Here is a 25,431-nt window from a genome sequence, read left to right as displayed (position 1 = left end):
CCCGCCGAGCATCCCATCGGCCGCCGGTTTGTCGAATGTGTGCTGCCCGATCCATTGCAAGCCTTCTGTCACGGCGCTGCGCCTCCTCGGTGTCGGTGGGTGCCGACCGTCATGACGCTCCGGGCTTCGTCCACGGGCCGGGGCATCATGACGGTCGCGGGCGGTAAGGGCTCGGTGTCCTGGCCGGTCCCGCAGTAATCCTCTGGTGCAACTGGTCGGCGGAGGCCAGGGGGCTCGCGCCCGTCGCTACGTCCGCGTGGATCGGTAGTGAAGGTGGGGTTCCTCGCTTCTGAGACCTCAAGTTCGGTGCACCCGGGCAAACCCACGTCCACCCGGTTACGGTTACGGCTACACCACCCGTCGGTTCGCCGACGAGCCTCCTTCGGGAACCTCGAACCCACGGCCTGCCCGCCCGAGTTCCTCGATCGCCTGGTGGGTGGGGTGCTTGGGGCCGCCGCAGGTAGAGGGCTGGGTGTCTCGGCGGCTCCGCCTGCGTCTGTCCTCCCTGGACCGCGTACCGATCGCTTCGCCGTCCTCACGGTGGCACACCCTGGCTCCTCAGCTGAACAGGGCAGGTGGTGGGGCCGCCTGCTCACCTGGTGAAGCGTGAAGAGCCGAGGTTCACCAGGTGACCGACCACGCTGATCCGCACGCCGTCCGAAGCGGCACGCGCCTCGGTGAAGCCCACGTTCTCGGGGAGTTGGACCCGCCAGGTGGCCGTCGGCTGTTGCGCACCAGGGAGGTTCAGGGAGATCTCCGTTCCCTGGGCGAGCAGCGTGCCCGTGCTGTTCAGTTCCCGCCCGCCGACGGTGCCCGTGACCTTGACCCGTGCAGCTTGCCCGGTCGAACCCGGGGCCTGTGAGATGCGGATGGGCCCGCCGTTGCCCGCGAGCCGTGTGACCACGCCGGACAGTGCGTCGTACGAGAGCGTCAGTGTGCCTGTGGCGAGGTTCGCCTCGGCGCTGCGTGCGGTGAGGGAGGTCACCTGCACGCCATGCAGGTCGAGCTGGAGCTGCTTGACGGTCAGGTAGCCGCCCTGAGCATTGTTCGTGGTGTCGATGGTGAACTGCCCTGCTGTCAGCTTGACGTGGTCGAATGTCTGGCTGAGCGCCTGTGTCAAGAAGGGGAATCCTTCGATCGACACGTCGAGGTGGCCGTCGGTGGTGTTCTGGTAGCCGTACTTCTCCGCGGCGAGGTGGGTGGCTTCCTTGTCGGCGTAGTACACCGCGACTCGGTCCGCAATGGTGAAGAGTACGGCCAGCACCACCACCGTGATCGCGAGGACCTTGACCCAGCGACGTCTCATGTGAATTCCCCCGTAGTTCCGGCCTTGGCTGTACACGATCAGCCCGGAGGTCAATCATGCACGGCATGCGGCTCGCACAACGGCATGTGGAGTGAGAGGCTACGGGTTCGCGGCGTCCACGACCGGCGGGTCGGTCGGACCTGGGGCTGCGTCGGATGTTGACCGCCAGGGATGCATCAACGGGCCGTCAGCAACACATACTTGATCGCTCGGGAAGGCCTCGCGGTGGCTGACACTGGCGGGCCCAGCCGTGCAGCAGCTCAACTGGCGGTTCACAGCCGACCGTTCGAGTCTCCGATCGGCGACGACGTGGCGGGGGACGTGCTGCGCTGCCTCCCCCTCACCTGGATAGGCAGCCGGCAGTATCGGCGGACGCGGAAAGAACTCAGAACGTCCATGCCAGCAGGGGAGATGACATGACGACGTACGCGGTGGGGGATGAGCAACGCCAGCGGCCTGGCTCGGAGCAGCCACGCCGACGTGGCGCCCTTGTGCGGGTTGCGCCGTTCGTGGTGACTGCGCTGGTGGCCGGAGCCACGGGGGTGGCCGGCACCGTGATGTACCAGAGGATCGCCGCTCCGGACACGGCCGCGGTCGACGCCCAGGCCGCCAGTCTCGCCAAGGACCTGCGCCAGGACCTGACGGCGGGGTTCTACTCGCAGGGGCGCGCCTTCGGCGGGCAGTTCACACAGGGCACGCTCGTCACCCAGACCGAGGCACACGGCGGCGTGCTGCTCAGCGCCGACACGGTGCCCGGCCGGCTCGGCGGTGGCAGTCACACGATGACGGTGATGCTGGGGCTGGTACCACCGGATGCGCAGACCGTCGCCGCGAGCGCCTACCCGGTCCGCTGCTACCGCTACACCTTCGGCATCGGCGCCTACACCGTCAAGCAGTCCGGCACGGCCTGCCCGGCCGAACGGACCGACGGCAAGCCCGGCAGCCTCGTGGCACAGATGGGCGCGCTGCTCGCCGCGCAGCCCACCGGCGCCTACCGGCAGATGGCGACCGCGGGCTATACGCATACCTCGCAGGGCGCCGTGGATTTCCTGACGGACAAAGGCTTCATCACCGCCCGTGACACGGTGACCGGGGTTACCGGGAAAGCCGCCGACGGCGATGCGTACGTCCTTGCCCTGCGCATCAACGACACCTGCCACTACCTGCGTATGGACGCCTCGTCCGCCGCGTCACGCCTGATACCTCTGTGGCCCGCCCCAGCCGACGAACAGGAGACATGCGGCGTGAAGCAGGCCGCGGCCGCCTCCATCCTCTACGGGATCGACCCAGCGAAGGCGGGCTGATCACCACCCCGCCGAGGGTCCTTCCCCTGAAACAACAGCACCGGCGATGAGCCTCGGTGGACGGAGTCGGTGGCTAGAACGCGTGTTATCGGTGGCCGGTTGGCTACCAGCATCACCTTGGTGTCGGCAGTGCGAGATCGCCGGCTGGCTCTGGCACGCATCCGTTCCCAAGGCCTCTGTTCGCGGGAGCTGAGCGACAAGCGCCACGCTGATCCTCCGCAGTTGAGACGGAGTGAGGTGCCGGACCGGAGCCACGGTCCGGCACTTCGTCACGGTTGCACGGTCGCGCCGTGAGGAACAGGCCGCGCAGGTCGTCTCTGCCTACGCCGACACCGTGGCTGATTGCCCCGGACTATGGCCACATCACCACGCTACTGCCGCTGTAGACCGCGGATAAAGTGGAGGCGGACGAGATCAGGGACACCGATGTCCAGGTGCCGTAGGGAGGAACGCCGTCGAGGCCGTCCGCGCCACCGACGCAGGCGTCACCTCCTTCGGCACAGTCCCCGTCTCCGCGGGGGCAGAAGCAAATCCCGTCAGGTTGAAGTCGTCGATCTGCTTGTGAGCGCGCGCGTCAACGTCTACTACGCCGACGGTGACCTCGCCCAGGCGACCTCACCCCTCGGCCTCATCACGCGCTACGCCTACGACCAGCTCGGCAAGGTGCTGACCCAGACCGAGGTCTCCGACACCTACCCGGCGGGCCTGGTCACCCGCTACACCTACGACCCGCTGGGCCGACTCCTCACCGAACTCGACCCGGGCACGACGAACGCCGTCAACCAAGCCGTCGTGCACACGGCCCTGACGACCAAGACCTACGACCCCGACGGCAACACACTCACCACCACGGTCTCCGACACCACCGGCGGCGACACCGCCCGCACGACCTCCACCATCTACAACGACTTCGGCGAGCCGAAGACCGTCACCGACCCCGAACAGCACGCCACTTCTTTCACGTACGACGCCTACGGCAACAAGGCGACCGAGACCGACGCCGACGGCCAGGTCTACGCCTTCACCCACGACGCCAACGGCAACCTGCTGACCACCACCCTCACCAACTACACCGGTTCCTCGGCCACCACCCAGACGGCTGCCCCGCAACTGCTGGAGAAGCGACCTACGACCCGGGCGGCCGCCTGTACACGATCACCGACGGGATCGGCGTCACCACCACCTACGGCTACTACGACAACGGGCTGACCAAGCAGATCACGGGCACTGGTTCCTCCGGCACGACGTCCGTCGACGCGCAGGACTCCTATGACGACGCGGGGAACCTGACTGGGAAGACCACCGCGAACGGCACCCTCACCACCACGTACACGGTCGACGCCGCCGACCGCACCACAGCGACCACTGAAGACCCGAACACTCTGGCCCGGACGACCGCCTACACCTTCGACGACGACTCCCGGGCCCTGATCTCGACGCAGACCGACGCGGCGGGCGACCCGTCCCAGAAGTGGACGTACACCTACGACGCCGGGGCCGACAAATGGCCGTCCTGGGGGCTTTCGTGCGCTCTGGCACCGGTCGGAGGCAGGCGTCCCCATCGCGGCTCGACCGGAGATGAACGAGAGGTCTGCCAGAGTCGCCGCGCCAGATCCGAACCAGCCAACTCGGGTCATTCAGGGGGCAGTTCGGGAGGTCGATGCCTCTGGCTGCCTCTGAGTGACCCGGGTCGAATCGGGGTCGAATCAGAGCGTTTTCCTCTGACCGCCTTCGATCGCCTCTGCAACCCGACCTAGCAGGTCACAGCCGTTTCGGCCTCCGCAAGCCCAGGTCAGAGAGGCGCGTCGGTGGTACCCGCAGTCCCAGGAAGAAGGGTCTGCTGGCTGACCGGGCGGCCTGGGCGCAGGCTGGATGCATGACGACAACACTGATCACCGGAGCCAACAAGGGCATCGGCTACGAAACCGCCCGCCAGCTCATCGCCGCAGGTCACACCGTGTATGTGGGGGCCAGGGACGCCGAGCGTGGACGCCGGGCCGCCGAGGAACTGGGCGCCCGGTTCGTTCTCCTCGACGTCACCGACGACGCCTCGGTCGACGCCGCGGCCAAGACGATCGAGGCCGACGGCGGACTGGACGTCCTGATCAACAACGCCGGGATCGAGACCCGGAACGCGGACAACAGCGTGCCCACCGCCGAGACCGTGACCGCCGACCAGATGCGCACCACCTTCGAGACGAACGTCTTCGGTGTGGTCCGCGTCCTGCACGCCTTCCTGCCCCTGCTGCAGCGCTCGGCGGCACCGGTCGTGGTCAATGTCAGCAGTGGACTGGCCTCGCTGACGGCACTCTCCGACCCGGAGCACTTCGCGCACTTCTACTCGGGCATCGCGTACCCGACCTCCAAGACCGCGGTGAACATGCTCACCGTGCAGTTCGCGAAGGCGTTCCCGGCCATGCGGATCAACTCTGTCGAGCCCGGGTTCACCAAGACCGACCTCAACGGCAACACGGGCACACAGACCGTGGCGGAGGGCGCCGAGATCATCGTCCGGATGGCGCAGCTCGGCCCGGACGGACCGACCGGCGGTTACTTCGACGTCAACGGCCGGCTGCCCTGGTGACTCGCAGCTGAACCAGGCGGGGCGCGGTGAGCATCCCGCCCGGCATCGGCCGCCGGCGCACCCTGCACCTGGCCTTCGACCGCCGCCCCGTCACCGCCGAACGTGCCCTGGCCCGGGGGCTGGTGGACCGGATCGAGGAGTGAGACGGCCGTCGGGGCGGTGCGTCAGCCGAGGCAGATGACCAGCAGACAGAGGTGCGAGGGCGAGGTCGCGGTCGTGGTCGGTGCCGGACTCGCCGTCGGTGTCTGTGCGCTGGTGCCGGCAGCGGCAGCGGCAGCGGCGGTGGGTGTGGGCGTGGGCGTGGCCGCCGGCTCCGACTGCGTGGCGGTGGTGCCGGATACCGCGGCTGCGGCCGCAGCCTGGGGCTGGGCGGCGGATGGCGCCGTGGACGGCACCGACGTGCCGGTGAGCTGACGGGGTGCCGGGGTTGCGCGGGGTGTGCCGGCGGTCTGCTCGTGCGGCGCGTTCGCGATGGCCGTCGACCGGGCGGAGGGCGTGGGGTCCGGGGCCCGGTGGCGGCCGGTCGGTGTCGGCACCGAGGGGATGGGCTCCGTGGCCTGTTCGTCCGCGACTCCCATGGGCGCGTTGTCCGGGGCGGCGGCCGCCTGTGCCCGGTCCGCGGACTGCCGGTCCAGCGAGGCGACGGTCAGACCGCCGCCGACCAGAGCGACCGCGGTGGCCACCAGGGCCCGCCGCTGGGTCTTCTTCCAGCGGACCCGCTGACGGCGCCTGGCTGCCCGGCCGAGCGGCGCGCCGGACACGGTGGGGGAGTCGTCGTACGAAGCCTCGGCCGCCTCTTCCGCCTCTTCCGTGTCGTCGTGCCAGGCGCTGTCGGCCGGGGCCTGCCAGGGCGTCGCAACGACGCGGGGCGCGATGTCCGGGGCGTAGGCGCCGCAACCAGGGCACGCCAGGGCGCCGTTGAGGTGCCGACGGCACGAGGAGCAGTAGTCCATCCGCGGTCTTCCTGACTCGACTGCGCCAGCGGCGTCCTCGGCCGTGGCCTGATCTCGTTCGTATGGGGGATCGAACGGCCTGAACGGTAGCGAGCCTTTGGCCAGGCAGTGTGCAGCCTGTGTGCCGTTTCTGCGCAGATGCGTCACACGGACCGACCGGACACGCTGAGTCACCGCCGTACGTAAACCGCGGTAGGCCCCGCTGCAACCGCAGTACGTCGCCGCGGAGGCGGGTACTGCGTCCTGCGCCCGCCGGTTGACCACAGGGGGACGACGACGGGAGGTCGCCATGCTCGCCGCCCGCGGCAGGTCCAACGACGAGATCGCCGAGCAACTCGTCCTGAGCGTGCTCACCGTGCGCAGCCACATCCAGCGCGCCCTGACCGAACTGGGCGCCTGTGACCGCACCCAACTCGTCGTCATCGCTACCAGACCGGACTGGTCCGTCCGGAACCCCGGCCGGTCTGAGCGTGGGACACGTCGCCGGAAGCGGGTGTCCGCCGATCGCGACGCGTCAGCGCGCGGCCGCCTCCTCGGGTTCCTCGGGCTTTCGTCCCCAGGCGGTCAGCATGCCGGCGGACAGCGCGGCACACTCGTCGGAGGCCAGGTAGCGGACCGCCGCGTCGACGGCGGCGTCGTCGACCAGGCCGGTGGCGAGCATCGCCGGCCGGCTCCGCTCCCAGGTGTCCGCCCAGAAGCGGCTGACGGGGCTGCCCGGCAGCAGCGGCGGCACATGGATCTCGGCGGCGACGGACACCAGCCCCGCCCCCCGCAGCAGCTGCGGATACGACGGCACCCAGGAGACATCCGTCCCGATGGTCGCCCGCAGCCCCTGCCACATCGCCCGCATCACCGTGGAGTACGGCGTCTCGGGCGTCCGGTCGCTCGTCAGGTCGACCGCGTCGCTGAGCACCAGCACCCCGCCCGGCTCCACGAGTCCGGCCAACGCGGTGATCAGACGGTCGTGTTCGGGCAGGTGCATCAACACGAAACGCGCGTGGACGAGCCGGAACCGGCCGCGGACCGACTCCGGGGCGGCGGTGATGTCGGCCTCGATCACGTCGAGCCCGGGCCGCTCGGTGAGGAAACGTACGTCCCGGTCCACGGCGAGCACGCTCTCCACCCCGGCCTCGTCCAGGAGCCTGCGGGAGATCGTGCCCGTGCCGGCGCCCACATCGAGGCAACGCCAGCCCGGGCTGGCGCCGAGCGCCCGCAGCCGCGCCATGGTGATGTCGTCGTAGACGAGGGCGCCGACGTCGATGCGCTCAGCCTCACCCGCCTGATCGGGACGGAAGGCGGCCTCGCCGTAGCGGCCGCCCGGAGCGGTGGTCATGGCGCCGCCGGGGTGACGCGGGGGCTGCCGTCGAGCCCGAGCGGCCGGAACGGCCGGCACAGCGGGTCGTCGAAGAGTTTCATGGCCGGGCCTCTTCAGGTGGTGGTGCGGTACCGGGCGGCCCGCCCTGAGGCGGTCGTTCCACCGATCGTCCACCGACTCGTCCACCGACGACCACGCGTACGACCGAGGCGCGCCGCGCCTGACCCGATCGGCCTCACCGGTCGTGGGTGGCCGCACGCGGGCATTCGCGGACGCGGGCCACGTCCGGGTTGGTGGACACGTACTCCTCGTCGGCCGGCGGCACCGAGGAGAGCGCTCGGCCGCGGGGCCGCCGCGTGGCGATGACCAGGTCGTGCCGGCCCGAGCGCATCTCCTCCCGCAGGGGCCCGAGAAGCCCTGGCGGACCACCGTCGTCGCGCGTAGCGAGCGCATCCAGGGGCGGCCACCTGACCGGCCAGCTCGTGGACGAGTGAACCGGCGGCCCTCGCCCAGGAGCGCCCAACCCCATGCTCAACGGCCACCAGGCCTGGCCGGACGGCCTGATCCGCGCCGCCTCCGGACGGCTCGCGGCCCGATCGCCGCGAGGGGCAGCGGGCCGTCGGCCGCTTCCGCGCCGTACAGTGCCGATGGCCCTTCGCCCTCCGTACGCCGACCAGGAGTCACGACGATGACGCAACCGACCGGCAGCTCCCGTGCCCCCCTGTACGGCTTCGTGGGGCTCGGTGTGATGGGGCAGCCCATGGCGCTCAATCTCGCCCGGGCCGGAACCCCGCTCGTCGTGTGGAACCGGACGGCCGACCGCGCCGAGGCGCTGCATGCGGCCGGGGCGCAGATCGCGACGAGTGTCGAGGACGTCTTCGCACGCGCGCGTGTCGTGATCGTCATGCTCCTCGACGAGGCGGTGACGGACACGGTCCTCGGCCGGGGCGGCCCGGCGTTCGAGAAACTCGTCGCCGACCGCATCGTCGTGTCGATGGGCTCGACGGCACCGGAGTACGCGCGCGGGCTCGCCGCCGACGTCCACGCCGCCGGCGGCCGCTTCGTCGAGGCGCCGGTGTCCGGCTCGCGCAGGCCGGCCGAGGGGGGCGAACTGGTCGCGATGCTCGGCGGCGACCGGGAGACGGTGGAAGAGGTACGGCCGCTGCTCGCCCCGATGTGCCGGGAGACCGTCTACTGCGGTCCGGCAGGCACCGGGGTGCTGATGAAACTGGCCGTCAACCTCTACCTCGACACGACCATCGCGGCGCTGGCCGAGGCCGTCCACTTCGCCCAGCGGCAGGGCCTGGACCTGGAGACCTTCCGGGCCGTCGTCGACTCCGGCCAGCTCGGAAGCGGCGTCACCCGGGTCAAGGTCCCGATGCTCGCCGCGCACGACTTCACGGTGCAGGCCGCTACCTCGGACGCCTACGCCAACACCCGGCTGATCGCCGACGCGGCCCGAGCGGCCGGCATCGCCACCCCGCTCCTCGACCTCAGCAGCGACCTCTACGGCGAGAGCGTACGGCTGGGCAACGGACGCCTCGACATGTCCTCGGTCCTCACCGCGATCGAGTCCCGCACGGACACCGCACCGGGGCGCTCCACCGACTAGGCACCGGGCACGCGGACCTCCGTCTCTGAAGTTTTCCGCCCTGACGTCGGAGATCTCCTGCCTCGACGACGACGACGACGCCGACGCCTGGACGGCCGGCGACGGAACGACCCCCTGTCCGTACTCCTCGACCAGGCGATGGGAGTGACGTCCGGGTCGATCCCGTGAGCGGCCTGGGCCGGCGGGCCTTTCGGGAGACCGCCTATCAGGCACAGGCGCAGCAGCGCGTCACCTTCGTCGTGTGGAACGTGGGAGCCCGAAGCCGGGTGCTGACCTTCGGGACCCGTGCGGCCGCCTCGACAACGCCGGCCGCCGTGTCGGAGGGCAAGACGGTCCAGGTGGCTCGATCCATCACCGCGAAACTGCCCACGGGTCATTGAGCCGGCTCGTGCCTCTCGTCAACGGGTCAGCCGGTACGCAGCGTCCGGTACGTGGATCCGCCACAGGTCCCGCGTCAGACCGGTGCCTCGGCGCCCATGCTGGACACCTGGTCGCTTCTTTCCCTGGAAAGCCTCATAGCGGCGGGCGACCACCAGCCGGCCAAGCTGGCGGCCGGTCGCCGACGTCAACTTCGTCGGGTCGTTAAACTGATTTTGCTTCAGCTTGGCGGGCCCCTTTTCGAACGCCCCGACGTCGATATCGGGCGGGTGCTACGGAGGATCACGGTGAACGAGGCGGAGGAATGGAAGCCGGGGCAGGATACTCAGATGGTTGCGACGGCGCGACTGCTGGGACAGGACCCGGACAAGATCCACTGTCCCGCCTGGGGCGTCATCGGCAACCTGGGTGACAGCATCTGCTACGCCGGCGTCCCCGCGAAGATTGAGGCGATCCAGGCCGAACTGCGTCGCCGCGTCGTCGACGACGATCTCCCGGTGCGGGTGATCGCGCCCAACTTCGCGGGTGGGATCTCCGACGGGCAGCGAAATGGCACGCCTCAGATGCGCTACTCGTTGATCGGCCGGGAAACCACCAACGACGGCGTGTGTCTCCACCTGGAGGGGAGCGATGTCCGCGGCGTGATCGCGGTGGTCGCCTGCGACAAGCCCCCGGTGGGGACCCTCGCCGCGATCTTGGAGCGCAACGTCCCCGCGGTGATCATGTCCGACGGCTCGATCCGCCCTGGCACTGATTCCCGCACCGGCGAGCCGATCGACATCATCTCCTGCTTCCAGGCGGCGGCAGAGCCGGCGGCCGAGCGGCGGCGGGTGGCACTGGAGGCCTCGCCGGGCCATGGCAGCTGCGGCGGCATGTTCACGTACAACACCATGCAGTCGTTCATCGCCACCTGCGGCATGGAGCCACTGCACATGGTGAGCCCGGCATCTGAAGATCCGCGCCGGATCAAGGAATTCCCCGCCCAACTGCTCGATGCACTGCAGCTGCTCACAGAACGCGGCATCCGGCCACGTGACATCGTCACCCCATCGGCGCTGCGCAATGCCACCCTGGTGGCCATCGCGATGGGCGGCTCCACCAACGTCGTGCTGCACGCGCCCGAGCTGGCCCGTGCCGCGGGCATCGACTACTGGCGCGAGGTGATCACCCAGGAGGAGTTCAACAGGATGGCGCGCAAGCTGCCCGTGCTGGTGAACGCGTGGCCCTTCGGGCGGTACTCGATGGTTGACATCGACGCCAAGGGCGGCCTGCCGGTGATCGTGCGCGAACTGCTCGCCGCAGGCATGCTCGACGGCACGTGCATGACCTGCACCGGTGAGACGCTCGCCGAACAAGTCGCACGCCTCAGCCCGGTCGCACCCGACGGGGACGTCATCCATCCACTGTCGGCGCCGTTCAAGCCGACAGGCGGCTTGAGGTTGCTCCGTGGCAATCTCGCCCCCGAGGGCGGTGCCGTCATCAAGCTCGCCGGGGTCGAGGGTGGCATGGAAAACGGCCGATTCGTCGGCCGCGCCCGGGTGTTCGACAGCGAGCAAGCGTTGCTTGAGGAACTGACCAGGGCCCCGGAGGAGTTTCAGCACCGGGACATCGCAGTGATCCGTTACGAGGGACCGCGCGGAGCACCGGGCATGCCGGAGATGCTCGATCCCACCTCGCGGATCACGGCACTCTGTCGGCAACGCGGCATCACCATCGCCCTGATGACCGACGCCCGCTTCTCGGGCGGGTCGGTAGGGCTGGTGATCGGTCACGTGTCGCCCGAGGCGGCGCAGGGCGGCCCGATCGCCCTCATCGAGGACGGCGACACGATCGTCGTGGATGTGAACCAGGACACCCTCGACTGCACCGAACTGAACGACGCGGCGACGGCGGCCGAGCGCCGTGCGCGGTGGCAGGCCGAGACGGACCGCAACGACGGGACACACCCACGGGTTCGGCCGGTCAGCGCCCGGCTGCTCCGTCGGATGCGCGCCTGTGCCCTTCCCCCGCTCCAGGGCGGCGGGGTATCGGAGGGCGTGGCCACCGAACCCCGGGAACAGGCGCGCCCGACAGGCCGGGAGAGGTGACGGAGTCGGCAGGCTTTTCCAGACCCACGTGATCGCGAGTCTTGCGGACCGAAGCTCCGGTTGTCACAGGTGACCGCCAAGTCCCCCGTGACAACCGGAGCTTCGATGTGTCACCGGTCTGTCACGCCGCCCATCGCGAAGGACCGGGCCCCCGTGTCGCCGCCGGGCGCGGCCGGCGCGACCACACGGCGTTGGGCGAGTGGGCCGACGGCCCCCAGCACGTCCTGTCCGGTCATGGACGCCTTCCGGCCGGCGGCATGCCTCGCGCCCGGCCACCCGCGCCGATGCTGGGGCGGCAGACCAGGAGGCGCCGACGAATCCGGCGGTATTCCCCGAGGGAGTTGATGATCGCGATGCCGCACCACCGGGTTGGCGAAGGGCCACGGGCCGGCCGGTGGGCGTGGCCGTCGCCGTGCTGCTCGCGTGACGCAAGACCCCGTTCCTGGTGGTCGCGATCGGGGCCGCCGCGGTCACCGCGCTGCTGCGCCCGGCCGGGATCGACTGAGCCCCGACGGCTCGGGCGTCGCGGTGGAGGCGGCGCAGAGCACGGGCGCCGGGGGAAGGGAGGTCCCTCGTCGAGGTCCACCGGCCGGGCTCACGCGAAGGCGATGATGCCGGCGTGGAGCCGGGACTCGACGGGCAACTGCGTCAGGACCTGTGCCACACAGGCCTTGACCGTACGTCCTTCCCTTGATGGCCAGACGGCCGGCGATTCGGCGAATTGGAGGCGCCCTGGTCGAGGGCCTGGAACACCTCCGGTTCACGCTCGTACAGAGTGGCGACGCCCGCCGTGATCGCGGCGATGCTGGTGTCGTCGCGAGGATGTCGGGCAGGTCGAACGGGTCGTTGCCCTCGCGCATCGCGTCGAGGATCCGCCTGGCCATGGTGTCGCGCCCGATGGCGTCCCGCGAGGTCATACGGCTCCCGCCCGCACCGGCCGGTGACCCGGTCCCGCCGCAGTGCGTCTCGCCCGCCCGTCAGCCGTCGTAGCAGACGAAGACACGGGAATCCGCGGCTGGATCATGCGACAGTCCCTGTAGTCCCCTCCCCGGCTACGACGCGGAGACCTCGGTGCGCCGCCGCTCCGGCTTGAACGGCAGCGAGGCCACCGTCGCCCTCACCTCACGGTGCGCCGTACCCGGCCTGTTCGGCGCGGTGCAGTCAAAGGCGCTCTCGAAGCCGACGCACGCCCGATTGGGTCTGGCCCACTGAGCGGGGGAGAAGATGGAGGCATGAAGATCTCCGTCTCCTCCGACATGGACGAACCCGTCGCCCGCCTCCTCGTCGAGGAGCTGCGCCGCCGTGGCCACGAGGTGCGTACGTACGGCGCACTGGATCCCGGGGCCGACCCGCAGTGGGCGGTCTGCTCGGAGGCGGCCGCCCGCGATGTCGCCGCCGGTGGCGCCGACCAGGCGGTCGTCTGCTGCTGGACCGGCACCGGCGCATCGATCGCCGCCAACAAGGTGCCCGCCGTCCGCGCGGCCCTGTGCACGGACGCGTACACCGCCGACGGCGCCCGCCGCTGGAACGACGCCAACGTCCTCGCCCTGAGTCTGCGCCTGACCTCGCAGCCGGTGCTCAAGGAGATCCTCGACGCCTGGTTCGCGGCAACGCCGAGCCAGGACGCCGAGGACCTCGGGAACGTGGCCCACGTCGGACGTCTCGACGCGGGCCGGGGGACTGTCTAGGGTCAGTGGGCGCCGAGTCCGCCACCACCGAACGAGCCGCTGCTGCCCTTGCTCCAGCGCGGCCGGTCAGTCGACGTGCTCGGCCTGGTCTGCTGATTGCTCAGCTCGTAGGGAGTGAGCGGGCGGCCGCCCTCGGGCATCCGGGGAATCTCCTCCGACTCACGGTTCTCCCGGATCTCGTGGATCGCGCCCTCCGGTGGCAGCTTCGGCTGCTCATCGGGACGCGGCCGGGGCGACTCGCGGTACTTGACACGGTTGCCCAGCCAGAAGCCCCCGGCGAGCATCGCCAGTACGGCCACCGCCACCACGAACAGCCCGAGACTCATCAGGCCGCTGGGAGCGGCCAGCTCCATCGATACCGTACTCATAGGTATAGGGATACCCCGCCCAGAACGGTATGAACCGGACGCAGGTGTTTGCCGTGACCGCACCTCGGCAACCCGGAGTGCATGACGCCGACGACTTCTCAACAGGAGCTCTACGGATACCTTGAGGATCGTTTCACCTGCGCGCAGGCCTGTACGGAGTGTGCTCGGCTGTGCGCGCTGCGCGCCAGTGTGTTCGATCCCGACGGCACGGCCGAGCTGGAGCGGGTGCGCCGTACGGGCATCATGTGCGCCGAGGTGTGCGACGCGACCTGCCGGGCGCTGACCGAGGAGAACGTCCAGGACGAGGCGGGGCTGCGAGTCCAGCTGCAGTGGTGCCGGACGGTCTGCCTCCAGTGCGCGCAGGCCTTCGACACCCGCCCCGGCGCGGAGAAGAGCGCGGCCGCCTGCCGGGCGTGCGCCGTGGCCTGCACTGAATTCATGGCGGCACTGGCCTGAACGGCGGCCTCCGGGCGCAGGTTGGTCACCGGTTCCCCGGCACCCCGCGAGACGCCGTGGGACGGCTGGCCTGTGCAGGGTGTCACGGCCGGGGGGAGCCGAGATGCCATCGCCGGAGACGCCCGTAGGCCGACGGCTGACCGTCACCGCTCTGATCACGCTGATCCCTGTCGCCAGGCGCTGGTTGAGCGTGGCCGGCAAAATGTATCGCCCCGCCACGCTGCGGCTCAGTCGCTCTCCGCGCCCATGTGCAGATGGACGGTGACTTCCCGGAGTGTCGGGGACGGTGGCAGCGGGTGAGGGCCGTTCGGGCGCAGGCCGTCCACGAAGATGCGCACATGGCGGGTGGCCAGGGCCCTGGCCTGCTCCGCGGGCAGGTAGGGCATGGGGCGGCAGACCAGAGCCCCGGTGGTGATCAGGTCCATGTGCGTCACGTCGGGTCTGATCGCACCCCGGGAGCGGGCATGGGTGAGCACCTCTTCGAGGAGGGGGGCGATCCTGCCCTGGAGTTCGACCGCTTCGGGGCTGGTGGCGACCGGCCCGCCGATCAGGGGGAGTACGAGCGTGTCCCGTTCGTCGACCAGGTGGAGCAGGAACCCCTCGACGGCCGCCAAGGGGTCCTGCGGGGCGGTGTCCAGGGCGCGGCGAGCGGCGTCGACCACCGTGACGAACCCGTCGAGGACTACCTGCTGGACGAGGGCCTCGCGATCGGGGAAGCGCCGGTAGAGCGTGGCGATGTTGACGCCGGCGCGGCGGGCGATCTCGTCCAGGGGAGCGGCGGTGCCCAGTTCGCGGAAGGCGGTACGAGCGGCGGCGAGGATCTGTGCCCGGTTACGGGCCGCGTCCGCCCGCAACCGTGGTCTGCCGCTGTCGCCAGGGGTGCGGGAAGCCACCGTGAGCCCGTCCTTTCTCGGCCGCGCCGACCGGCCGTGATCTGGGGGTCGACGCGTCGAGGTTACGTCAGGCGGGTTCCCGTGGATGTCTAAGTGAAGGATTTCCTGCGGTTGATGTTACGGTGGGCGTGCCCGTCGTAGACCGGTGACGTCCGGACGCCCGCGCTCACGCCTCGGGCGCGGTGCACGCCTCCCGCTGGGTTCGGGCGCCGCAGCCGTCGCCCACAGAGACACTCCCCCGGTTTCCTTGGAGAAGAGCAGTGGTGTCATCCGCGCAGAAGGCACGTTTTGAAGGCAAGGCGGCGGTCGTCACCGGCGGCAGCCGTGGCATCGGCGCCGCTGTCGCCAGGCGACTGGTCCAGGAGGGCGCGGCGGTGGCGATCGGCTACCGGGGCAACAAGGAGGCCGCGGACGCCCTGGTCGCCGAGCTGGGTGACGGCGGCGGTCACGCCATCGCCGTCCAGGCCGACGTCGCCGTCCCGGAGCAGACCGGAGCACTGATCGCGCGGGCGGTCGCCGAGTTCGGCCGGCTGGACGTGCTCGCGTCCTGCGCCGGAGTCGAGCACTTCGATGCCCTGGAGAAGATCACGCCCGCCGACTTCGACCATGTCTTCGCGGTCAACACGCGCGGGCAGCTGTTCGCGGTCCAGCACGCCGTCGCCCACATGAGCGAGGGCGGCCGGATCGTGCTGACCTCGTCGGTGAGCGCGTCGAGGGCGTTCTTCGGGCACACGCTGTACGCGGCGAGCAAGGCGGCGGTGGAGTCGATGGTCCTGAACCTGTCCGCGGAACTCGGACGGAAGGGCATCACCGTCAACGCCATCGCTCCGGGCGGCACCGCCACGGACATGGCCGCGGAGAACTCCTCGAACTATCTGCACCCCGATCTGGTCGGCAAGCAGGACCCGTCCGAATGGATCGAGCTCGGCGTCGCGCTGCGGCGGCTGGCGGAGCCTTCGGAGATCGCCGCCGGATACGCCTTCCTCGCCTCCGCCGACGCGGCCTATATGACAGGCCGCACGCTGCAGGTCGACGGCGGGCTGTTCTAGGCGGACGGCTCGAAGAAGCAGAGCCGGCGCATCCGGCCCTCACCCCCCAGGTGGCCCATGCGGTTCGTCGCGCTGCGGAGCCGCGGTCGCTGCCCCCACCCCGGCCATGGCACTGCTGCTGCCGCTCTGGCTGATCTGCGCGTTCTCGTTCGCGACGGGGTGCTGGTGGAACTGAACCGACGATGGCCCAGTGGAACGTGGTCATGGCCAGGACCACCCCGTCGGACCGGCTCACCCGCGTCGGCGCGTACGACATGCTCGGCTTGATGATGGTCGCGACACTGTTCGTCTCGGTGTCGATCCTCGCACCGGCACCGAAGGAGGTGCGCACGGACGTGGGGTGGGCCGGCGCGATCCACTGACCAGATGGCCGGCTTCACGAACGCCCGCTCCCGCCGAACCGCGGTTCCGTTCACGTACCTGCGCCGCCATTCCCAATTTCTGCAACACGTTCTACGGTGTGCGCCGTCAGGACCGCCCGTGGGGAGCCTGGAGGCGCCGTGCACCTCGACCACACGCCCGAGCAGCAGCGGCTGCGCACCGAACTGCGCGCCTACTTCGCCGGCCTGGTGCCGGACAACGCCTACGCCCGCTACGCCGACCCCGCCGCGCAGAAACGCTTCTACCGGGAGACGGTCCGCCGGCTCGGCACGGACGGCTGGCTCGGCGTGGGCTGGCCGAGGGAGTACGGCGGCCGTGGCCTGACCGCGATGGAACAGTTCATCTTCTTCGACGAGGCCGCCCAGGCGGGCGTACCGCTCCCGCTGATGGCGCTGAACACGGTCGGCCCGACGATCATGCGGTACGGCACGGACGAGCAGAAGTCGTACTTCCTGCCCCGCATCCTCTCCGGCGAGATCGACTTCGCCATCGGCTACAGCGAACCCGACGCCGGCACGGACCTGGCCGCCCTGAAGACCCGAGCCGTACGCGACGGCGACGAATACGTGGTCAACGGCCAGAAGATCTGGACCACCAACGGCGACACCGCCGACTGGGTCTGGCTGGCCACCCGCACCGACCCCGAGGCCCCGCCGCACAAGGGCATCACCATGCTCCTGGTGCCGACCTCCGACCCCGGCTACTCCTGCACCGTCATCAACACACTCGCCTCGCACGACACCACCGCCAGCTACTACGAGAACATCCGCGTCCCCGTATCCCGCCGGGTAGGCGAGGAGAACCAGGGCTGGCGGCTGATCACCAACCAGCTCAACCACGAACGGGTCACCCTCGCCGCCCACGGCACCATGGCGATCCGCGCCCTGCGCGACGTCCAGCGCTGGGCCATGGAGACCAAGCTCGCCGACGGCCGCCGCGTCGTCGACCTCCCCTGGGTGCGCCGCGGCCTGGCCCGGACCCACACCCGCCTCGACGCCATGAAGCTGCTGAACTGGCAGATGGTCACCGCCGTCCAGGAGGGCACCCTCACACCGCAGGACGCCTCCGCCGTCAAGGTCTACGGCTCCGAGGCCCGCCGCGACGCCTACGCCTGGCTGATGGAGATCGCCGGTGCGGCGGGCCCGCTGAAGGAGGGCTCGGCCGGCGCGGTCCTCCACGGCGACCTGGAACGCGGCTACCGCTCGGCGGTCATCTTCACCTTCGGCGGCGGCAACAACGAGATCCAGCGGGAGATCATCTCGTGGATCGGACTGGGGATGCCGCGGGTACGGCGTTAGCCTGCGGTCATGGGCGGCGACCCCGGACTGTTCACCCCTGACTCCGTGACCTGGCAGCTGCACGGCGACCCGATGATGTGGGTCGCCGGCATCCGCGCGCTCTACCTCCAGGCCCTGCACCCGCGCGCGGTGCGCGGCGTGATGGAGAACTCGGACTTCCGCCGGGACGCCTGGGGCCGGCTGATGCGGACCGCGAACTTCGTCGGCACGACGACCTACGGCACGACGGAGGCCGCCGAGCGGGCCGGGGCCCGGGTGCGGAAGATCCACAGCATGCTGGCCGCGACCGACCCGGACACCGGCGAGCGGTACGGCGTGGACGAACCCGAGCTGCTGCTGTGGGTGCATTGCGCCGAGATCGACTCGTATCTGCACGTCCTGCGCCGCTCCGGCTTCCCCCTCACCGACGCCCAGGCCGACCGCTACCTCGCCGAGCACCGGGTCAGCGCCCGCCTGGTGGGCCTCGACCCGGCCGCCGTACCGGCCGACCGGGCGGAGCTGGCCGCCTACTTCCAGCAGGTGCGGCCGCGGCTCGCCGTCGGAGCCGACGCACGCGCGGTGGACGACTTCCTGCTCCGCCCTCCTACGCACCCGCTCCTGACACCGGCGCGCGAGGTGCTGTGGCGGCGCGTGGCCCACCTGGCGTACGCCTCCCTGCCGCCGTACGCCCACGAGCTCTACGGCAGACCGGCCCCCGAACCCGCCGTCGTGACCCGTCGACTGCGCGCCACCGGCACCCTCCTGCGCTGTGTTCCCGCACGTCTGCGCTGGCAACTCCCGCCCAAACACATCCTGCGCGCCATGGCGAGGCTCGGCCCCCACGCGCGCCCGGCACCGTACAAAGTCGGGTATTAGACCGCCATACTGGACGACCAGGGGGTGTGTCATGGAACGGGCCGGTTCGCGACGGCCGCACCTTGACGGCGACCCCCTGGGGAGGGCGGGGCTGTAGCGACGGGGGGCGACGGCGCGCGATGGCTGACACCAGGCTGGTCCAGGGTCGGTACCGGCTGCTCGACCTGATCGGACGGGGCGGGATGGGCGAGGTCTGGCGGGCCCGCGACGAGTCCCTCGGCCGGCAGGTCGCCGTGAAGTGCCTCAAACCGCTGGGCCCGCACCACGACCAGGCGTTCACCCGCGTCCTGCGCGAACGGTTCCGCCGTGAGGCGAGAGTGGCCGCCGCCCTCTCGCACCGCGGGGTGACCGTCGTCCACGACTTCGGCGAGCACGAAGGCATCCTCCACCTCGTGATGGAGCTGCTGGACGGCCGCAACCTCAGCCAGCTCATGGAGGACAACAAGCACCATCCGCTGCCCGTCGGCGACGTCGTCGACATCGCCGAGCAGGTCGCCGCCGCCCTTGCCTACACCCATCAGCAGGGCATCGTGCACCGGGACCTGAAACCCGCCAACATCATGCGGCTCACCGACGGCACGGTGAAGCTCTGCGACTTCGGCATCGCCCGCCTCGGCCACGACATCGGCTTCACCTCCCGGCTGACCGGCACCGGCATCGCCATGGGCACCCCGCACTACATGTCACCGGAACAGATCGGCGGCGCCGAGGTCGACCAGCGCAGCGACCTGTACTCCCTGGGCTGCGTGCTGTACGAGATCGCCACCGGGGCACCGCCCTTCGACCTGGACGACGCCTGGGCGATCCTCGTCGGCCACCGCGACACCCCACCCGCGCCGCCCCGCGGCCGGCGCGCCGAACTGCCGGGCTGGCTCGAGAAGGTCATCCTGGACCTGCTGGCCAAACGGCCCGGGCAACGTCCATACGACGCCGAGGAGTTGGGCCGCCGGATCACCTCCGGGCGTACGACACCCACGTACGTCCCCACCGTCGTCACCGCGCAGCCCCGACTCCGGCCCTTGGAACCGGCGCTCCGTGAGCACCGGCTGCCGTCCTGGACCCGTGGCATGACCACCGGCCACAAGGCGACCGGCGCCGGCCTGCGCAGCACCCCGCCCGACCCCGGAGCCGGGCTCACCGGGGAATGGATCGCCCGCCCGGCCACCGGCGCCGCCCAGCCCCTCCCGGCGGTCCCCGCCCCCGATCCGGAGACCGTCACCGCCCTCGCCGGCCGGCACAACGCCGGTCTCGGTCTCGGGCGGCTCGGGCGCTGGACCGAGGCCGGCGAGGTCCACCGCGCGGTCGCCGCCGAGCGCGTCCACCTCCTCGGCCCCGACCACCCGGACACCCTCGCCAGCCGCTACGAGATCGCCTTCACCCTGAGCCGCACCGGGCGCGCCGCCGACGCCCTGCGCGAGTACACCGAGGTCGCCCGCGCCCGAGAGCACGGGCTCGGCGCCGACCACCCCGACACCCTCGCCGCCCGCCAGGAAATGGCCTACGTCCTGGGCCAGTTGGGTCGCCACTTCGAAGCCCACCAGGTGTACACGGCCGTACTCGCCGCCCGGCAACGGCTGATGGGCCCGGACCATCCCGACACCCTGCGCTGCCGCCACAACCTCGCCTTCAACCTCAGCAGGCTGGGCCGGCTGGAGGACTCGTACCGCATGGCCCACGACGTGGCCGACGCCCGCACTCGCGTCCTCGGCCCGCGGCACCCCGACACCCTGGTCACCCGCTACGAAGTCGCCTACGCACTGGGTCAGTTGGGACGCCGGGAGGAGGCCCTGGGGACCTACCGCGAGGTCGCCGAGGCACGCTCCCGAGCCCTCGGCCCCGACCATCCCGACACCCTCGCCGCCCGCTACGAGGTCGGCGTCAGCCTCGGCCGCCTCGGCCGCAGCGCCGACGCGCTCACCCTCTACCGCGCGCTGATCGACGACCGCACCCGAGTCCAGGGCCCCGCCCACCCGGAGACCCTGCGCGCCCGCCACGGCCTCGGCGTCAACCTGGGCCGCCTCGCCCGCTGGGAGGAGGCCCTCGCCGAGTCACGCGACGTAGGCGCCATCCGCGAGCGGGTCCTCGGCCTCGACCACCCCGACACCCTGGTCAGCCGCCGGGAGGTCGCGGTGAGCCTGGGGTGGCTGGGACGGTGGGCGGATGCACTGACCGAGTATCGGCGCGTTGCCAGTGCGCGGGAGCGCGTCCTCGGCCCGGACCATCCGGACACGCTGGCCAGCCGGAACGACGAGGCGCACTGCCTGGAGCAGCTGGGCCGAGGGGCCGAGGCGGTGCAGCTGTACCGCCGTGTGGCGGTACTACGCCAACAGCGGGCATCTGGCGGACGCCTGTGAAACGCGCCCCCATCAGGAGCGCGGGGCTGTGACAATGCGGCTCCGCCGCGTGGGCGCGACCGGCCACACACAACCCGCGCCGTCCGAACGGCCGCCCTGCGGCAAGCCTCTTACTTGGCTAGATCATCATGTGTTACGAAGAACCATGCCCCCTGCCACCGAAGCATCCAGGACCTACGACGCCATCATCGTCGGCGGCGGCCACAACGGCCTGGTCGCGGCGGCCTATCTGGCCAGGGCCGGCCGCACCGTGCTGGTGCTGGAGCGGCTGGGCCGCACCGGTGGCGCCGCCGTCTCGACCCGCCCGTTCACCGGTGTCGACGCGCGGCTGTCACGCTACTCCTACCTGGTCAGCCTGCTGCCCAGGAAGATCGTCCGCGACCTGGGCCTGAACTTCCGCGTCCGCGGCCGCACCATCTCGTCGTACACCCCCGTGGAGCGCGCCGGCCGGCCGACCGGACTGCTGGTCGGCGGCGGCGAGCGGCGCATCCGCGAGGCGTTCGAAAGACTGACCGGGGGCAAGAAGGAGTACCAGGCCTGGCAACGGTTCTACGGCATGACCGGCCGGGTCGCCGAGCGCGTCTTCCCCACTCTCACCGGGCCGCTGCCCTCGCGCGAGGAACTGCGCCACCGGATCGACGACAAGGAGGCCTGGCGGGCCCTGTTCGAGGAGCCCATCGGGGTCGCCATCGAGGAGAACTTCACGGACGACCTGGTCCGTGGGATCGTCCTCACGGACGCGCTGATCGGCACGTTCGCCGACGCCCATGACGCCTCGCTGCGGCAGAACCGCTGCTTCCTCTACCACGTCATCGGCGGCGGCACGGGCGCCTGGGACGTGCCGGTCGGCGGCATGGGCGCCCTCACCGACGCCCTGGCCGCGGCCGCGCGCTCGGCGGGCGCGGTGCTCGCCACCGGGCACGAGGCGGTACGGATCGAGACGGACGGCCGGGCCGCCGAGGTCGCCTACCGCACCGCCGACGGCGAGGGGGTCGTCGCCGCCCGGCACGTCCTGGTCAACGCCGCCCCGCAGGAACTCGCCGCCCTCACCGGCGACCCGGCACCGGAGCCCGCCGAGGGCGCCCAGCTCAAGGTGAACATGCTGCTGAAGCGGCTGCCCCGGCTGCGGGACACCGCCGTCGACCCGCGCGAGGCGTTCTCCGGCACCTTCCACATCGCCGAGGGCTACGAGCAGCTGGCCACCGCCCACGCCCAGGCGGCGGCCGGCCGGCTCCCCGCCGCCCCGCCCTCGGAGATCTACTGCCACTCCCTGACCGACCCCACGATCCTCAGCCGTGACCTGGCCGAACGCGGCTACCAGACGCTCACCCTCTTCGGCCTGCACACCCCCGCCCGGCTCTTCACCGCCGACAACGACGCCGTACGCGGCGAACTCCTCAGGTCCACCGTCGCCCAGCTCGACGCCCATCTCGCCGAGCCCCTCGTCGACTGCCTCGCCCTCGACGCGGACGGCCGCCCCTGCATCGAGGCGAAGACCCCCCTGGACCTCGAACGCGACCTCCGACTCCCCGGCGGCAACATCTTCCACCGCGACCTCTCCTGGCCCTACGCCCAGGACGGCACCGGCCGCTGGGGCGTCGAGACCCGGCACGCCAACGTCCTGCTGTGCGGGGCGGGCGCGGTGCGCGGGGGAGGGGTGAGCGGGGTACCGGGGCACAACGCGGCGATGGCGGTGCTGGAGGGGGAGTGACGGGCGGCTCGCCCGGCCCGGGTGTCCGCCACAGAATCTGATCAAGCAAAGACCTGCCGGAGCAAAGACCTGCCGGGAGCAGAAACCTGCCGAAGCAGAAACCTGCCGGAGCAGAAATCTGACGGCGCATCAGAAAAGCTCTTCCGTCGGTCGGTCGACTGCGGCATCCTGCGCCCATGCAGACGGAGCTGAGCAAGACCCTGGGAGTCGAGCACGCCGTCTTCGGCTTCACGCCGTTCCCCGCCGTCGCCGCGGCCATCAGCCGGGCCGGCGGTTTCGGAGTGCTCGGCGCGGTCCGCTACACCGCCCCCGACGACCTCAAACGCGACCTCGACTGGATCGAGGCGCATGTGGAGGGGAAGCCGTACGGCCTCGATGTGGTGATGCCCGCCAAGAAGGTGGAAGGCGTCAGCGAGGCCGACGTCGAGGCGATGATCCCGGACGGGCACCGGCAGTTCGTGCGGGAGACCCTCGCCAAGTACGGGGTGCCCGAGCTGGCCGAGGGCGAGGCGTCGGGGTGGCGGATCACCGGCTGGATGGAGCAGGTCGCCCGCACCCAGCTCGACGTCGCCTTCGGCTACCCCATCCGGCTGCTCGCCAACGCCCTCGGCTCCCCGCCCGCCGACGTCATCGACCGCGCCCACGACCAGGACATCCTGGTCGCCGCGCTCGCGGGCAGCGCCCGGCACGCCGTGAAGCACCGGGACGCGGGCATCGACGTCGTCGTGGCGCAGGGCTACGAGGCCGGCGGTCACACCGGCGAGATCGCCACCATGGTGCTCACCCCGGAGGTCGTCGACGCCGTTGCCCCGCTGCCCGTGCTGGCGGCGGGCGGCATCGGCAGCGGACGGCAGGTGGCGGCCGCACTCAGTCTCGGCGCCCAGGGTGTGTGGCTCGGCTCCATGTGGCTGACCACCACAGAAGCCGATCTCTCCTCGCCCGCGGTGACGCGCAAGCTGCTCGCCGCCGGCTCCGGCGACACGGTCCGCTCCCGCGCCCTGACCGGAAAACCGGCACGCCAGCTGCGCACCGAGTGGACCGACGCCTGGGACGACCCGAACGGCCCGGGTGCTCTCCCCATGCCACTGCAGGGCCTGCTCGTCGCGGAGGCCGTCACCCGTATCCAGAAGTACGAGGTCGAGCCCCTGCTCGGCACCCCCGTCGGTCAGATCGTCGGCCGCATGACCAGTGAACGCAGCGTCCAGGCCGTCTTCGACGACCTCACCCGCGGCTTCGAGCAGGCCGTCGACCGCATCAACCGCATCGCCGGAAGGAGCGCCAAGTGACCAGCACACCCCCCGTCGGATTCTGGGCCCAGGCCACCCGCGAACCCGACCGCACGGTGCTCGTCGCACCCGACGGCGAGGAATGGACCGCAGGCCGCCTGCACGCCGCCGCCAACCGCCTCGTCCACGGACTGCGCGCCGCGGGCCTGGAACGCGGTGACGCCTTCGCGGCCGTGCTGCCCAACGGGCCCGAGTTCTTCACCGCGTACCTGGCCGCCACCCAGGCCGGCCTCTACCTCGTCCCCGTCAACCACCACTTCGTCGGCCCGGAGATCGCCTGGATCGTCTCCGACTCCGGCGCCAAGGTGCTCCTCGCCCACGAACGCTTCGCCGGTCCCGCCCGCCACGCCGCCGACGAAGCCGGTCTCCCGGCCACCCACCGGTACGCCGTCGGCGAGGTCGAGGGCTTCAGGCCGTATGCCGAACTCCTCGACGGACAACCCGAGTCGCCGCCCGCGGACCGCGAGCTCGGCTGGGTCATGAACTACACCTCCGGTACGACCGGCCGCCCCCGTGGCATCCGCCGCCCCCTGTCCGGCAGGCTCCCCGAGGAGGCCTACCTCGGCGGCTTTCTCGGTATCTTCGGCATCCGGCCCTTCGGCGACAACGTCCACCTGGTCTGCTCGCCGCTCTACCACACGGCCGTACTGCAGTTCGCGGGCGCGTCACTCCACATAGGCCACCGCCTGGTCCTCATGGACAAGTGGGCCCCCGAGGAGATGCTCCGCCTGATCGACACACACGACTGCACCCACACCCATATGGTCCCCACCCAGTTCCACCGCCTGCTCGCCCTCCCCGAGGAGGTGCGCGCCCGCTATGACGTCTCCTCCATGCGGCACGCCATCCACGGCGCCGCCCCCTGCCCGGACCACGTCAAACGGGCGATGCTCGACTGGTGGGGCCCCAGCGTGGAGGAGTACTACGCGGCCAGCGAGGGCGGCGGCGCCTTCGCGACCGCGGAGGACTGGCTCAAGAAGCCCGGTACGGTCGGCAAGGCCTGGCCCATCAGCGAACTCGCGGTCTTCGACGACGACGGCAACCGGCTGCCGCCCGGTGAACTCGGCACCGTCTACATGAAGATGAACACCGGCGGCTTCTCCTACCACAAGGACGAGGCCAAGACGAGGAAGAACCGCATCGGCGACTTCTTCACCGTCGGCGACCTCGGCTACCTCGACGAGGACGGCTACCTCTTCCTCCGCGATCGCAAGATCGACATGATCATCTCCGGTGGGGTCAACATCTACCCCGCCGAGATCGAGTCCGCACTCCTCTCCCACCCCGCCGTCGCCGACGCCGCCGCCTTCGGCATCCCGCACGACGACTGGGGCGAGGAGGTCAGGGCCGTCGTCGAACCCGCCCCCGGACACACGCCGGGACCCGACCTCGCCGCCGACCTCCTCGCCCACTGCGCCGAACAGCTCGCCGGCTACAAGCGGCCCAAGACCGTCGACTTCATCACCGAGATGCCCCGCGACCCCAACGGCAAGCTGTACAAGCGGCGGCTGCGCGACCCGTACTGGGAGGGACGCACCCGCCCGGTCTGACCC

23 protein-coding genes and 1 pseudogene are annotated in these 25,431 nt (G+C 70.9%); 17 read left to right on the top strand and 7 right to left on the bottom strand.

Annotated elements, in window-relative coordinates:
* Positions 1–592: 592 nt before the first annotated feature.
* Positions 593–1,306, bottom strand: a complete 714-nt coding sequence (locus ABTY98_RS17190; protein WP_352221735.1) for an LmeA family phospholipid-binding protein — start codon at positions 1,304–1,306, stop codon at positions 593–595.
* 416 nt (positions 1,307–1,722) lie between these two features.
* Here ABTY98_RS17190 and ABTY98_RS17185 point away from each other — a divergent pair, with 416 nt between their 5' ends.
* The 3 genes from ABTY98_RS17185 (at position 1,723) to ABTY98_RS17175 (ending at position 5,194) form a co-directional block, all read left to right on the top strand.
* Entirely contained in the window at positions 1,723–2,610 is an 888-nt protein-coding gene (locus ABTY98_RS17185) for a hypothetical protein (RefSeq protein ID WP_352221734.1), read from the top strand.
* A gap of 561 nt (positions 2,611–3,171) precedes the next feature.
* Positions 3,172–3,819, top strand: coding sequence for an RHS repeat domain-containing protein (locus ABTY98_RS17180; protein ID WP_352221733.1), 648 nt, complete (start codon positions 3,172–3,174; stop codon positions 3,817–3,819).
* Positions 3,820–4,486: 667 nt separating this feature from the next.
* Positions 4,487–5,194 (top strand): SDR family oxidoreductase, encoded by a 708-nt coding sequence (locus ABTY98_RS17175; RefSeq protein WP_352221732.1) that lies wholly within the window; start codon positions 4,487–4,489, stop codon positions 5,192–5,194.
* A 164-nt stretch (positions 5,195–5,358) separates the two neighbouring features.
* Here the strand turns inward: ABTY98_RS17175 and ABTY98_RS17170 are convergent, their stop codons facing one another.
* Positions 5,359–6,147, bottom strand: a complete 789-nt coding sequence (locus ABTY98_RS17170; protein ID WP_352221731.1) for an SCO2400 family protein — start codon at positions 6,145–6,147, stop codon at positions 5,359–5,361.
* A 271-nt stretch (positions 6,148–6,418) separates the two neighbouring features.
* On the opposite strand from ABTY98_RS17170, the pseudogene ABTY98_RS42310 reads away from it, so the two are divergent.
* Positions 6,419–6,615 (top strand): annotated as a pseudogene (locus ABTY98_RS42310) (response regulator transcription factor); the annotation flags it as partial.
* Between the two features lie 46 nt (positions 6,616–6,661).
* Here the strand turns inward: ABTY98_RS42310 and ABTY98_RS17160 are convergent.
* On the bottom strand, positions 6,662–7,480 hold the full coding sequence (locus ABTY98_RS17160; RefSeq protein WP_352221730.1) for a class I SAM-dependent methyltransferase: 819 nt from the start codon (positions 7,478–7,480) through the stop codon (positions 6,662–6,664).
* Positions 7,481–7,697: 217 nt separating this feature from the next.
* Complete coding sequence (locus ABTY98_RS42305) at positions 7,698–7,853, bottom strand: hypothetical protein (protein ID WP_502994247.1); 156 nt, start codon at positions 7,851–7,853, stop codon at positions 7,698–7,700.
* Positions 7,854–8,150: 297 nt separating this feature from the next.
* Between ABTY98_RS42305 and ABTY98_RS17150 the strand changes: the two genes are divergently transcribed.
* From ABTY98_RS17150 to ABTY98_RS17140, 3 genes are all read left to right on the top strand, one after another.
* The gene (locus ABTY98_RS17150; RefSeq protein ID WP_352221729.1) at positions 8,151–9,074 is read left to right on the top strand and encodes an NAD(P)-dependent oxidoreductase; all 924 of its coding nucleotides are present in this window, start codon (positions 8,151–8,153) and stop codon (positions 9,072–9,074) included.
* A gap of 164 nt (positions 9,075–9,238) precedes the next feature.
* A complete protein-coding gene (locus tag ABTY98_RS17145) occupies positions 9,239–9,454 on the top strand; it encodes a hypothetical protein (RefSeq protein WP_352221728.1) in 216 nt (71 codons plus the stop codon).
* Positions 9,455–9,550: 96 nt separating this feature from the next.
* Complete coding sequence (locus ABTY98_RS17140) at positions 9,551–11,539, top strand: dihydroxy-acid dehydratase domain-containing protein (RefSeq protein ID WP_352221727.1); 1,989 nt, start codon at positions 9,551–9,553, stop codon at positions 11,537–11,539.
* A 110-nt stretch (positions 11,540–11,649) separates the two neighbouring features.
* On the opposite strand, the gene ABTY98_RS17135 is transcribed toward ABTY98_RS17140, so the two are convergent.
* Positions 11,650–11,775 carry a hypothetical protein gene (locus ABTY98_RS17135; protein ID WP_352221726.1) on the bottom strand — a complete coding sequence of 42 codons (126 nt, stop codon included), beginning with the start codon at positions 11,773–11,775 and terminating at the stop codon, positions 11,650–11,652.
* Positions 11,776–12,771: 996 nt separating this feature from the next.
* Between ABTY98_RS17135 and ABTY98_RS17130 the strand changes: the two genes are divergently transcribed.
* Entirely contained in the window at positions 12,772–13,227 is a 456-nt protein-coding gene (locus tag ABTY98_RS17130) for an RpiB/LacA/LacB family sugar-phosphate isomerase (protein ID WP_352221725.1), read from the top strand.
* A 2-nt stretch (positions 13,228–13,229) separates the two neighbouring features.
* Here ABTY98_RS17130 and ABTY98_RS17125 read toward each other — a convergent pair whose 3' ends face one another.
* A complete protein-coding gene (locus ABTY98_RS17125) occupies positions 13,230–13,595 on the bottom strand; it encodes a DUF6479 family protein (protein WP_352221724.1) in 366 nt (121 codons plus the stop codon).
* Between the two features lie 81 nt (positions 13,596–13,676).
* On the opposite strand from ABTY98_RS17125, the gene ABTY98_RS17120 reads away from it, so the two are divergent.
* Complete coding sequence (locus ABTY98_RS17120; RefSeq protein WP_352221723.1) at positions 13,677–14,051, top strand: four-helix bundle copper-binding protein; 375 nt, start codon at positions 13,677–13,679, stop codon at positions 14,049–14,051.
* Positions 14,052–14,278: 227 nt separating this feature from the next.
* On the opposite strand, the gene ABTY98_RS17115 is transcribed toward ABTY98_RS17120, so the two are convergent.
* A complete protein-coding gene (locus ABTY98_RS17115; protein WP_352221722.1) occupies positions 14,279–14,944 on the bottom strand; it encodes a TetR/AcrR family transcriptional regulator in 666 nt (221 codons plus the stop codon).
* Positions 14,945–15,207: 263 nt separating this feature from the next.
* On the opposite strand from ABTY98_RS17115, the gene ABTY98_RS17110 reads away from it, so the two are divergent.
* The 8 genes from ABTY98_RS17110 to ABTY98_RS17075 all read left to right on the top strand — a co-directional run bounded on the left by ABTY98_RS17110 (position 15,208) and on the right by ABTY98_RS17075 (position 25,428).
* Positions 15,208–15,993, top strand: coding sequence for an SDR family NAD(P)-dependent oxidoreductase (locus ABTY98_RS17110; protein WP_352221721.1), 786 nt, complete (start codon positions 15,208–15,210; stop codon positions 15,991–15,993).
* Positions 15,994–16,196: 203 nt separating this feature from the next.
* Positions 16,197–16,355 (top strand): hypothetical protein, encoded by a 159-nt coding sequence (locus ABTY98_RS17105; RefSeq protein WP_352221720.1) that lies wholly within the window; start codon positions 16,197–16,199, stop codon positions 16,353–16,355.
* A gap of 138 nt (positions 16,356–16,493) precedes the next feature.
* A complete protein-coding gene (locus tag ABTY98_RS17100) occupies positions 16,494–17,672 on the top strand; it encodes an acyl-CoA dehydrogenase family protein (RefSeq protein WP_352221719.1) in 1,179 nt (392 codons plus the stop codon).
* 9 nt (positions 17,673–17,681) lie between these two features.
* Positions 17,682–18,527 (top strand): oxygenase MpaB family protein, encoded by an 846-nt coding sequence (locus tag ABTY98_RS17095; RefSeq protein ID WP_352221718.1) that lies wholly within the window; start codon positions 17,682–17,684, stop codon positions 18,525–18,527.
* A gap of 119 nt (positions 18,528–18,646) precedes the next feature.
* On the top strand, positions 18,647–20,881 hold the full coding sequence (locus tag ABTY98_RS17090) for a serine/threonine-protein kinase (RefSeq protein ID WP_352221717.1): 2,235 nt from the start codon (positions 18,647–18,649) through the stop codon (positions 20,879–20,881).
* 145 nt (positions 20,882–21,026) lie between these two features.
* A complete protein-coding gene (locus tag ABTY98_RS17085; RefSeq protein ID WP_352221716.1) occupies positions 21,027–22,592 on the top strand; it encodes a phytoene desaturase family protein in 1,566 nt (521 codons plus the stop codon).
* 176 nt (positions 22,593–22,768) lie between these two features.
* Positions 22,769–23,878 (top strand): NAD(P)H-dependent flavin oxidoreductase, encoded by a 1,110-nt coding sequence (locus tag ABTY98_RS17080; protein ID WP_352221715.1) that lies wholly within the window; start codon positions 22,769–22,771, stop codon positions 23,876–23,878.
* The gene (locus tag ABTY98_RS17075; protein ID WP_352221714.1) at positions 23,875–25,428 is read left to right on the top strand and encodes an acyl-CoA synthetase; all 1,554 of its coding nucleotides are present in this window, start codon (positions 23,875–23,877) and stop codon (positions 25,426–25,428) included. The genes ABTY98_RS17080 and ABTY98_RS17075 overlap by 4 nt, the downstream gene beginning before the upstream one ends.
* Positions 25,429–25,431 lie beyond the last annotated feature (3 nt).

The sequence above is a fragment of the Streptomyces sp. NPDC096040 genome, assembly GCF_040303265.1.
Taxonomy (GTDB): domain Bacteria; phylum Actinomycetota; class Actinomycetes; order Streptomycetales; family Streptomycetaceae; genus Streptomyces.
This window is presented reverse-complemented; position numbering and strand designations above follow the sequence as displayed.

Bases quoted from the DNA above. Each gene is read 5' to 3' on its own strand.
- ABTY98_RS17190 (WP_352221735.1), bottom strand. From the start codon at position 1,306: ATGAGACGTCGCTGGGTCAAGGTCCTCGCGATCACGGTGGTGGTGCTG.
- ABTY98_RS17185 (WP_352221734.1), top strand. From the start codon at position 1,723: ATGACGACGTACGCGGTGGGGGATGAGCAACGCCAGCGGCCTGGCTCG.
- ABTY98_RS17175 (WP_352221732.1), top strand. From the start codon at position 4,487: ATGACGACAACACTGATCACCGGAGCCAACAAGGGCATCGGCTACGAA.
- ABTY98_RS17170 (WP_352221731.1), bottom strand. From the start codon at position 6,147: ATGGACTACTGCTCCTCGTGCCGTCGGCACCTCAACGGCGCCCTGGCG.
- ABTY98_RS17160 (WP_352221730.1), bottom strand. From the start codon at position 7,480: ATGACCACCGCTCCGGGCGGCCGCTACGGCGAGGCCGCCTTCCGTCCC.
- ABTY98_RS42305 (WP_502994247.1), bottom strand. From the start codon at position 7,853: ATGCGCTCGGGCCGGCACGACCTGGTCATCGCCACGCGGCGGCCCCGC.
- ABTY98_RS17150 (WP_352221729.1), top strand. From the start codon at position 8,151: ATGACGCAACCGACCGGCAGCTCCCGTGCCCCCCTGTACGGCTTCGTG.
- ABTY98_RS17140 (WP_352221727.1), top strand. From the start codon at position 9,551: ATGCTGGACACCTGGTCGCTTCTTTCCCTGGAAAGCCTCATAGCGGCG.
- ABTY98_RS17135 (WP_352221726.1), bottom strand. From the start codon at position 11,775: ATGACCGGACAGGACGTGCTGGGGGCCGTCGGCCCACTCGCCCAACGC.
- ABTY98_RS17130 (WP_352221725.1), top strand. From the start codon at position 12,772: ATGAAGATCTCCGTCTCCTCCGACATGGACGAACCCGTCGCCCGCCTC.
- ABTY98_RS17125 (WP_352221724.1), bottom strand. From the start codon at position 13,595: ATGAGTACGGTATCGATGGAGCTGGCCGCTCCCAGCGGCCTGATGAGT.
- ABTY98_RS17120 (WP_352221723.1), top strand. From the start codon at position 13,677: ATGACGCCGACGACTTCTCAACAGGAGCTCTACGGATACCTTGAGGAT.
- ABTY98_RS17105 (WP_352221720.1), top strand. From the start codon at position 16,197: ATGGCCAGGACCACCCCGTCGGACCGGCTCACCCGCGTCGGCGCGTAC.
- ABTY98_RS17095 (WP_352221718.1), top strand. From the start codon at position 17,682: ATGGGCGGCGACCCCGGACTGTTCACCCCTGACTCCGTGACCTGGCAG.
- ABTY98_RS17090 (WP_352221717.1), top strand. From the start codon at position 18,647: ATGGCTGACACCAGGCTGGTCCAGGGTCGGTACCGGCTGCTCGACCTG.
- ABTY98_RS17085 (WP_352221716.1), top strand. From the start codon at position 21,027: ATGCCCCCTGCCACCGAAGCATCCAGGACCTACGACGCCATCATCGTC.
- ABTY98_RS17080 (WP_352221715.1), top strand. From the start codon at position 22,769: ATGCAGACGGAGCTGAGCAAGACCCTGGGAGTCGAGCACGCCGTCTTC.